The sequence below is a fragment of the Weissella sp. DD23 genome, from assembly GCF_001579105.1.
GTDB classification, from domain to species: Bacteria; Bacillota; Bacilli; order Lactobacillales; family Lactobacillaceae; genus Weissella; species Weissella cibaria.
Genome location: NZ_KQ970391.1, coordinates 100,163 through 109,281 on the forward strand (window position 1 = coordinate 100,163; position 9,119 = coordinate 109,281).

The window sequence follows — 9,119 nt, forward strand, 5'->3', positions numbered from 1 at the left end:
GCCGTGTTGATAAAGTCCTTGGTCAATTGCTTCTGTGGGTTCGTGAAGATTTCCAACAATGAGCCACGTTCGATGATGACACCGTTTTCCATGACGGCCACCTTGTTGGCCGCTTCCTTAACGGCTTGCATCTCGTGCGTAATCAAAACGATTGTTAGGCCGAGTTCTTGGTTTAGCTTCTTCAATAGCGCTAGGATTTGGTTTGTTGTCTTAGGATCCAAAGCAGAAGTTGCTTCATCGGAAATCAAAATTTCAGGGTCGTTTGCCAAGGCTCGGGCGATGGCAACACGTTGCTTTTGACCACCAGACAATTGGGCAGGGTAGTTACCAGCACGGTCTGCCAAGCCAACCAAGTCAAGGAGGTCATTAACCTTCTTTGCCTTGTCGGCCTTGCTCATCTTGGCGTGCTTCAATGGTTGCACAACGTTCCCAAAGACGGTTAACTCGCTCATCAAGTTAAAGTGTTGGAAGATCATCCCAATCTTCTTGCGCTCATCACGTAGTTGCGCTGGCTTAAGTGACGTCATCTCAGTGCCGTTAACAAGGACGCTACCAGATGTTGGTCGTTGTAGCAGGTTGATGGTGCGGACAAGTGTTGACTTACCAGCTCCAGAGTAACCAACAATACCGTAAATATCGCCTTTTTCAATTGTGATTGATTCGTTTTGTACGGCCACGATTTCGCGATTTTTTTGCTTAAAAGTGACGTTAATGTCTGTTAATGAAATAACTGCCATGAATCTTCTCCTTATATCTCCGTTATGTATAACTGCCAGACTAAAATAGCCTGGCAGTTGGATTGTCTATGTGGGTGATGATTACTTCAACGTAATATCCCAAGCTGGCAATTCAGCTTGACCCCAAGTCTTCTTCAAGTATTGCTTTGTAGCCTTAGTTTGGTAAGCCTTCACAACTTCCTTGTAAATCTTCTTGTTAGCATTCTTCTTAGAAGCAGCGATGATGTTGATCCACTTCTTTGAATCCTTGTTAACCGGCTCAACGTAGATTGCTGAGCTCAACTTCAACTTAGCTTGTTGGGCGTAGTTCGTGTTGATAACGGCGCCTTCAACAGACTTCAATGATGAAGGTGCTTGATCAGCTGCGACTTCCTTGATATCCAACTTTAACTTGTTTGACTTAATGTCCTTAACCGTTGGCATATCAACACCCTTCTTCAAGGTAATCAAACCAGCTGATTGTAGCAAAACCAAAGCACGTGCTTCGTTTGTCGCATCGTTTGGAACGGCAATCGCGTCACCCTTCTTAAACTTCTTCACAGACTTGTACTTCTCAGAGTACAAACGAATAGGGGTGATAAACGTCTTACCAATTGCCTTAACGCCGTTCTTGTTTGACTTGTTCCAGTTTTCCAAGAAGTAGTAGTGTTGGAAGGCGTTCAAGTCCAATGTGCCATCGGCAACGGCTTTGTTAGGTTGGTTGTAGTCCGTAAAGACCTTGGTCTTCAATGTGATGCCATACTTCTTCTTGGCAGTCTTGGCGACTTCCTTCCAGAGGTCAGCATCTGAAGTACCAACGATACCAACCGTTACGGTCTTTGAGTCAGCACTGACGGCTGCGGCTGGCAAAATAACTGAGGCTGTCAAAGCAGTAGCAGCAACGGCTACCCCATAAGTAAAGAACTTCTTCATAAGTCATGTCTCCCAATAAAAACTTTTTAGTATTATTTGTTAATTGCTTCAAGTTATAACATAGCGTTCGGTGGCTAGGAAACAAAAAAGACCCGTTTCCGTCAGGCCATCCAATTGACAGCCAGATAGAAACGAGTCTTCGTGTTACCATTCTACATTTATCCAGAAAATTACTCTTCTGAACCTTAACAACGAGCGGGCAGTGAGCGATATGATGCTTTGCCGATTCGTGTGTCTTGTAACGTAGACCAACCCGTCGTTCGCTTACAGACTTGCTGCTCACCAACGCCAATCACAGGCCATTTTCAATTACTCACCACATAACAACTTCCACCGAACGTTGTCTCTCTTAGATGCTTTAAGCAATTTACTTTCCTGCTCAACTTGTTTGTTAACTTGAAATGCTTGATTTGTATATTAAACGATTCTCATAATCATGTCAACACTTTTAGGGTTACTTTGTGCCTAATTCATCCTGTCGTACGAAGAACCAAACGAACAGTAGCATGATTGGGGCACCAAACATGGTCCAAGCCCCGATGATCAAGCCAAGGTAGTGTGCAACGATGGCGGCGATTAGAAAGGCGGCAATGACTAAGCCGACGTTCCGCGTCTTCACAAATTGGGTCTTATCGTGATTGAGCAGACCACTGCCTAGCGTGGCCCCAAAAGTCTTCAAATTACCAGTACTCAAGACGGTGGCGTAGGGCATCCCCCGCAATTTACCGAAAGTATCAGCCTGCATCGCCATAAAGATGGCCAAAATACTGAGGACGAGTTCTGTTGGCACGTGAGTCATTTCCAAGATGGCTACCAAGAGAACACCAAACATTTCGATAAGGACCGAACGGGCTTCCCATTGCATCTGCGTGCGGAAGGAATACTTCTTGATTAATTGGTTTAGCATCGCCCCAAATAAGAAGGCGATGACAGGCCAGAAAAAGAGGCTCGCTTGGTGCCAGTGCCCTGAGGCAACGTTAATCCCAAATTGCAACAAGTTACCACTTTGGAAGCTAGCGAATCGATTGTCGTGAAAGGCAAAGGTGTAGGAGTCGATGTACCCAGCGGTTCCGGCCAGCAACATCCCCACACGCAATGACTCCTTATATGCGAATTTTTGTTCTGCCATTAGTACTTTTACCTGCTTTCTACTTATATAAATGATAAAATAATTCCAACTGATAGTTTAACACTTACGCAAAGAAAGGTGTTTTTTTAGGCGTCCAATGTTAACAACTGGTTGTGGTAGAATAGCAGTTAATGAATGAAAATTAGGAGACAGAACGTCATGACACTGGAATTTCCAGATGATAGTATGGCCCTCCATACTGATGCATACCAATTATCAATGATGCAAACTTACTTCAAGAAGGGCATTCACGAGCGTAAGGCTGTTTATGAGATGTTTTTCCGCAATATGCCATTTAAAAATGGCTACGCGGTTTTTGCCGGTTTGGAGCGAATTGTTGACTATTTGCGGGGCTTGCATTTTTCAGAAAGTGATATTGCTTATCTGCGTTCAACGGGTGAGTTTGATGAAGACTTCATGGATTACCTAGCAACTTGGCAATTTAAGGCCACGGTGCGCGCACCGCATGAAGGCGAAGTCGTTTTCAATAATGAACCAATTATTCAAGTTGAAGGTAGCGTGTTTGATGCGCAACTCGTTGAGACACCGCTACTTAACATTGTTAATTACCAAACGTTAATTGCGACCAAGGCGTCACGCATTCGCTCAGTCGTCGGTGATCAACCGCTCTTGGAATTCGGCACGCGCCGTGCGCAGGAAATGGATGCTGCTTTGTGGGGGACACGTGCGGCTTATATTGGTGGCTTTAATGCCACTTCGAATGTGCGGGCTGGTAAGCTGTTTGGCATTCCAATTTCAGGGACGCACGCGCACAGCTTGGTGCAGGTCTATCGCAATGACTATGAAGCGTTTAAGGCCTATGCCGAAACCCACAAGGATGTGGTCTTTTTGGTCGATACTTATGATACGTTGCGTTCAGGTGTCCCTTCAGCCATTCGTGTGGCTAAGGAAATGGGCGATAAGATTAACTTCATCGGCGTGCGTATCGATTCAGGTGACTTGGCTTATGTCTCAAAGGGCGTCCGCAAAATGTTGGATGAAGCGGGCTTCCCAGATGCTAAGATTGTCGCCTCAAATGATTTGGATGAAGAGACGATTACGAGCTTGAAACTGCAAGGCGCTAAGATTGATACTTGGGGAATTGGTACTAAGCTGATTACGGCCTATGATCAACCAGCTTTGGGTGGTGTTTATAAGGTTGTGTCGATTGAAAACGAAGCCGGCGAGATGGTTGATACCATCAAGATTTCGGGCACTGCTGAGAAGATTTCAAACCCAGGTAAGAAGCAGGTTTGGCGCATTACCCGTAATTCAGATGGTAAGTCACAAGGCGATTACATCGCGTTGTGGGATGAGAATCCCCGTGATTTGCCTGAAGGTTTGTACATGTTCCATCCAAGCTATCCTTATTTGAATAAAACAGTTGTGGATTATACGGCGCGACCAATTTTGCACGACATCATCGTTGATGGTGAATTAGTGTATGAATTGCCAGCCTTGGACGACATCCGCAACTATACGGCTGAGCATATTGAGTCATTGTGGTCAGAGTACCGCCGTGATTTGAATCCACAAGAATACCCAGTTGATTTGTCACAAGCGGCTTGGGACCACAAGATGAACTTAATTAAGGAAATGCGTGAGTACGTTTCTGAAGTTGCAAAAGAGTACGATAAAGATTAAGGAGCATAAATCGCATGCGTGAGTTACAAAAGCACATTATTGATACATTAGGCGTTCAAGCCACGATTGATCCGGAAACGGAATTCCGTCGTTCAGTTGAATTGTTGAAGGACTACCTTAAGAAGACGGGCATGAAGACGCTGGTTTTGGGTATTTCAGGTGGGCAAGATTCAACGTTGGCCGGTAAGATGTCACAAACTGCTGCTGAAGAGCTGCGGGCTGAAACCGGAGATGACAGCTACAAGTTTGTGGCGATGCGTTTGCCATACAATGCCCAAGCTGACGAACAAGATGCCTTGGATTCAATCGCCTGGCAACAAGCCGACCAAACGGTCCGGGCCAACATTGAAGATGCCGTTGTGGGGATGACGAACCAATTGGCTGAAGCAGGTATTGCAATCAGCGACTTCAACAAAGGAAACATCAAGGCCCGTGAACGCATGATTGCCCAATATGGTGTGGCTGGTGCGATGCATGGTGTTGTTGTCGGCACGGACCACGCGGCTGAAGCGTTGGCTGGGTTCTACACGAAGTTTGGGGATGGCGCTGCGGATATTACACCGTTGTACCGTTTGAATAAGCGCCAAGGTCGTCAAATTTTGGCCTACTTGGGTGCCCCAGAACATTTGTACCAAAAGACGCCAACGGCGGATCTTGAAGAAGACCGTCCAGCTTTGCCTGATGAAGTTGCTTTGGGTGTTAGCTACGATGCCATCGATGATTACCTTGAGGGTAAGGATGTTGCTGAAAAGGATGCCATCCAAATTGAAAAGCTCTTCACCATGACGGAACACAAGCGTCAATCACCAGTCACGGTATTCGACGAGTGGTGGCGTTAATTTAATAAGCACGACTAATTTTTAAAGCGCAAATCTGTTGCTGACACAGGCAACGGATTTGCGCTTTTTTGCTATGGGGAAGTAATTCGGACCGCTATTAAATTCTTCACCTTAAAAACGGACAAAGTTCACAAATGAGCATGAAAATGGAATTATAAGCGAAATTTATAATTATTTTCGTTTGTAATATATACAGTTAGAAACGCTTATATAAAGGCGTTTGTTAACTAAAAACAAGTTTGTGAAGTTTTGACCAATCTGTTAGTTGTGTCGTTTAATTAACTTATCGATAAAATATGTGAAACAAAGAACTAGTTGAGAGTTTTTGAGGAAGAGCAATGAATTATGTAGCTATTGTTGGTACGAATGCTCGTAAGTCATATAACCGAAGTTTACTTTGGTTTATGAAGAAGCATTTCAATGCCCAAGCAAATATTGAGATTGTGGAGATTGCTGATTTACCACTATTTAGTGAAGATGCTGAAACGCCAGTACGAATTGCTGAAATTGCACGTCAAATCGCCGCGTCAGATGGTGCTATCATCTCAACGCCTGAGTATGATCACTCGATTACGGCAGCGTTGAAATCATTCGTTGAGTGGATGAGTTATGGTGACTTACACCCATTCACGAATTTACCCGTCATGATTGTCGGGGCGTCACTTGGCCGCCAGGGAACGAATAATGCGCAAGAACATTTACGGCAAATTATGGATGCACCAGGAATTGATGCGTTTGTGTTACCAGGTAATCAATTTTTAGTTGGACCAGCGGCCACGAATATTGATATTAAGACCGATGACATGACAGATGCGCGGACGATTTCATTTTTGGAAACGATTTTCCAAAACTTTATGGTCTTTGCTAAGTCATTGCAACCAATGCGCGCTATGGCGTTCGACCGGACAAGTGGTGCTATGCCAACAGTTGCGGGTGAAGGCGTGGTGGAATCTGTTAAGTTGGGTTATGCCAACCTTGATAAGGTGATGCCGGGTTCGGGACTCGATGTGGATGCGGTACCAACCGTCATTTCACCTGATGTGGATGCAACGGTTGTTGAACAAGGAGACGGTTGGTGGATTGAAAAGACGACATTGACTGATGATGTCGTTACCAGTCAGCTTGTTACAGCAGGGGCGGCCGTTGATGACGATGAAGAAGATGCCACCACGGGAGCTTCTATGTTTTGATTAAAATATCGAAAGCATGGCGGGCGATGGGCACGACCAATCAAATTACTTTGTTTGGCACGGATGATGAACGATATCTCGATGATGCGATTCGTTTTGTGAACCATTACGAGGATTTATTGACGGTAAATCGCCCAGTGTCGGCGGTGATGGCTATCAATCATGCTGCCGGTCAGTCGCCGGTGGTGGTACCACCAGCAGTTTATCAGTTGGTCAAACGGGCGGTTGCAGTTAGCAACCAGCATTTTGGATTTAATGCCGCGATTGGGCCGTTAGTCAAACTTTGGCACATCGGTTTTGCCGATGCGCGGGTCCCTAGCGATATCGAAATTGGCCAGCGTCGTGAATTGATTGGCAGTGATGAGATTGTCCTGGATGATGAGCGCTTGTCGGTCTATCTACCGCATGCGGGGATGGAATTAGATTTAGGAGCTATTGCGAAAGGGTACATTGCGGACCGGTTGCAGGATTATCTGAGGTCCCAGGGCCACATGGCTGCGATTATTAATTTCGGTGGCAACATTGTGTTGATGAACGAGGCGCCACATAAAGCTGACGGTCGTTGGCGCATTGGTGTCCGGGATCCCTTGGTCCGACATGGCAAAACGATTGGTTTACTTACCACACCGGCAACCTCGGTCGTGACAAGTGGGGTGGCAGAACGGCACCTGGTCGCAGACGGGCAGACTTATCACCATATCATTGATCCAGAAACAGGTTATCCACATGATAATGAGTTGGCTAGTGTCACGGTTATTTCACCTGAATCAATTGATGGTGAAATCGAGACAACCCGGTTGTTCTTCAATGATGGCCCAATCGATGGCCAGTACCCGTTTGGTGCAATTTTTATTTATCGTGATAAATCCATTCAGTTGGTTAACATTCGACCGGATGATTTTAAAATAACGAACCCTGATTTTTATCTTAAGGAGTCATAACAAATGGCAGATCAAATTGAATTAGAAAATAACAAGACGCTGATTGATGAGCAAGGGCTGATTAACTTGCCAACTGGAAAATTGTCATTGCACATGTTGCGCCAAGTGTTGCGCGTGCTGCCATTCGAGATGGATTTGGCAGATGCTGACGATAACTTGATTTATTTTTCAGACAATGACCAACGTGTGAATACACGCGCAACGAAGCAACTTGGCCAACCATTCGTGGGAACTTTTGCGAAGGAAGAACAAGAAGCTGTTGCGATGATGTTGGCCGATTTGCACAAGGGCGCAGCTGATCATTTCGAACAATGGTTTCCTAAAAATGAGCAAACCATCTATGTTAACTTTTACGCAATCCGCGACATTGATGGGACTTTCTTAGGCACGTTGCAATTCACGGGTGACATTACGCGCATTCAAGGGTTCCGTGGTATTCGGACCGCGTTTAATGCCGGAAAGTCAGACAAATAAGCAATTTTAATTGGCAAAACGTTTAACTTGTGTTGCAGGGGTTCTGCCAAATTCAGGGCTATGCTATTATTTGTGAAGGTTATAATTTGCGGAGGTAGCACACGTGTTATTAAATGACTTAGATTATTTTGTCACGCTAGCTGAAGAAGGGACGTTCACAAAGGCGTCCCAGAAAAAATACGTCTCACAACCCTCGATTACCAATGCCTTACAGCGATTGGAAAAAGAGTTGGGTGAGACATTGATTATTCGCCAACGGGGGACACGTTCAGTTGTGTTAACCGAAGCGGGTCAAATCTTATATAAACACAGTAAACAAATTTTACGTGAGACTGAAATCATTAAAAGTGATATCAGTAATCAACAAAAGATTTGGCTAGGTGTACCACCAATTATTGGTGCAACCATTTTTCCAGCGATTATGCGACGCTTGGGGACTGACGAGATTGATGCCATTCACATGGTGGAAAGTGGTTCCAGCGACATGTACGAATTACTGGATAAGGACCGCGTTGATATGGGGTTTGTTGGTAGCTTAACGCCAGAGCGCAGCAAGCAATACGACAGTACCTATATTACGAAGAGTTCCTACGTGGTGGCCTTACCAGTTGATCATCCGCTAGCAACTCGCGATTATTTATCGTTTGAGGACTTACGTGGTGAACGGTTCATCTCCGTGGGGGATGCCTTCACGCAACACCAAGTTCTCGTTGATCAGCTCCGTCGTTATGATATGCATGATGAAATTGACAATATGTATATCACGAACGAGCTGATGACTGAGCAAGGATTGATTGCAGCGGGTAATGGTGTTGGCATCATGATTAAGTTGGCCGTTGCCGGTCGTCGCGATATTGCGATGGTACCGCTCCGAGATCCGATTGATTTTTATATCTATTTGATTCAGAAGCGTGATCATCAATTATCAGATTTTGAAAATATCACAAAACAGAAAATGGTTGAGGCAATTAATGACCTTAACTTCTAATTAATGAGGAGAAATATTATGTCACAAGAATTCCGTATTGAATCAGATGCAATTGGTGAAGTACAAGTGCCTGTTGAGGCTGCTTGGATGGCCCAAACACAACGTTCATTGCAAAACTTTCCAACTGGTGCACGGATGCCTTTGGGAATCATCCGCGCTTTGTTGAACATCAAGCGTGCGGCTGCAATGGCTAACAAGGCTAACGGTTCATTGGCTGCCGACATGGCCGATGCGATCGTGGCAACGATTGACGGCTTGTTGCAAT

9 protein-coding genes, 1 pseudogene and 1 other annotated feature are annotated in these 9,119 nt (G+C 45.1%); of the genes and pseudogenes, 7 read left to right on the forward strand and 3 right to left on the reverse strand.

Going from position 1 to position 9,119, the window contains the following annotated elements; translation table 11 throughout:
• From WEIDD23_RS03110 to WEIDD23_RS03120, 3 genes are all read right to left on the reverse strand, one after another.
• A partial coding sequence (locus WEIDD23_RS03110) for a methionine ABC transporter ATP-binding protein (protein WP_242865413.1) occupies nt 1–737 on the reverse strand: 737 nt, incomplete at its 3' end.
• Between the two features lie 81 nt (nt 738–818).
• Nucleotides 819–1,649 (reverse strand): MetQ/NlpA family ABC transporter substrate-binding protein, encoded by an 831-nt coding sequence (locus WEIDD23_RS03115; RefSeq protein WP_010372106.1) that lies wholly within the window; start codon nt 1,647–1,649, stop codon nt 819–821.
• Nucleotides 1,650–1,773: 124 nt separating this feature from the next.
• Nucleotides 1,774–2,041: a binding site (T-box leader), on the reverse strand.
• 62 nt (nt 2,042–2,103) lie between these two features.
• The gene (locus WEIDD23_RS03120; RefSeq protein WP_010372108.1) at nt 2,104–2,778 is read right to left on the reverse strand and encodes a YoaK family protein; all 675 of its coding nucleotides are present in this window, start codon (nt 2,776–2,778) and stop codon (nt 2,104–2,106) included.
• A 159-nt stretch (nt 2,779–2,937) separates the two neighbouring features.
• Between WEIDD23_RS03120 and WEIDD23_RS03125 the strand changes: the two genes are divergently transcribed.
• The 7 genes and pseudogenes from WEIDD23_RS03125 to WEIDD23_RS14405 form a co-directional block, all read left to right on the forward strand.
• Nucleotides 2,938–4,422: a nicotinate phosphoribosyltransferase gene (locus WEIDD23_RS03125; protein WP_010372110.1), complete on the forward strand. Its 1,485-nt coding sequence runs from the start codon at nt 2,938–2,940 to the stop codon at nt 4,420–4,422.
• Between the two features lie 14 nt (nt 4,423–4,436).
• Nucleotides 4,437–5,261, forward strand: coding sequence for an ammonia-dependent NAD(+) synthetase (nadE, locus tag WEIDD23_RS03130; RefSeq protein WP_062358749.1), 825 nt, complete (start codon nt 4,437–4,439; stop codon nt 5,259–5,261).
• Between the two features lie 338 nt (nt 5,262–5,599).
• Nucleotides 5,600–6,451: an NADPH-dependent FMN reductase gene (locus WEIDD23_RS03135; protein ID WP_010372114.1), complete on the forward strand. Its 852-nt coding sequence runs from the start codon at nt 5,600–5,602 to the stop codon at nt 6,449–6,451.
• A complete protein-coding gene (locus WEIDD23_RS03140) occupies nt 6,448–7,392 on the forward strand; it encodes an FAD:protein FMN transferase (protein WP_029237458.1) in 945 nt (314 codons plus the stop codon). The genes WEIDD23_RS03135 and WEIDD23_RS03140 overlap by 4 nt, the downstream gene beginning before the upstream one ends.
• Before the next feature lie 3 nt (nt 7,393–7,395).
• Nucleotides 7,396–7,866 (forward strand): PAS domain-containing protein, encoded by a 471-nt coding sequence (locus WEIDD23_RS03145; protein WP_010372116.1) that lies wholly within the window; start codon nt 7,396–7,398, stop codon nt 7,864–7,866.
• A gap of 103 nt (nt 7,867–7,969) precedes the next feature.
• Complete coding sequence (locus WEIDD23_RS03150; RefSeq protein ID WP_010372119.1) at nt 7,970–8,854, forward strand: LysR family transcriptional regulator; 885 nt, start codon at nt 7,970–7,972, stop codon at nt 8,852–8,854.
• Nucleotides 8,855–8,872: 18 nt separating this feature from the next.
• Nucleotides 8,873–9,119, forward strand: a pseudogene (locus WEIDD23_RS14405) (class II fumarate hydratase); the annotation flags it as partial.

Coding starts and splice junctions, on each gene's coding strand:
- WEIDD23_RS03135 (WP_010372114.1), top strand. CDS start 5,600: ATGAATTATGTAGCTATTGTTGGTACGAATGCTCGTAAGTCATATAAC.
- WEIDD23_RS03120 (WP_010372108.1), bottom strand. CDS start 2,778: ATGGCAGAACAAAAATTCGCATATAAGGAGTCATTGCGTGTGGGGATG.
- WEIDD23_RS03115 (WP_010372106.1), bottom strand. CDS start 1,649: ATGAAGAAGTTCTTTACTTATGGGGTAGCCGTTGCTGCTACTGCTTTG.
- WEIDD23_RS03125 (WP_010372110.1), top strand. CDS start 2,938: ATGACACTGGAATTTCCAGATGATAGTATGGCCCTCCATACTGATGCA.
- WEIDD23_RS03145 (WP_010372116.1), top strand. CDS start 7,396: ATGGCAGATCAAATTGAATTAGAAAATAACAAGACGCTGATTGATGAG.
- nadE (WP_062358749.1), top strand. CDS start 4,437: ATGCGTGAGTTACAAAAGCACATTATTGATACATTAGGCGTTCAAGCC.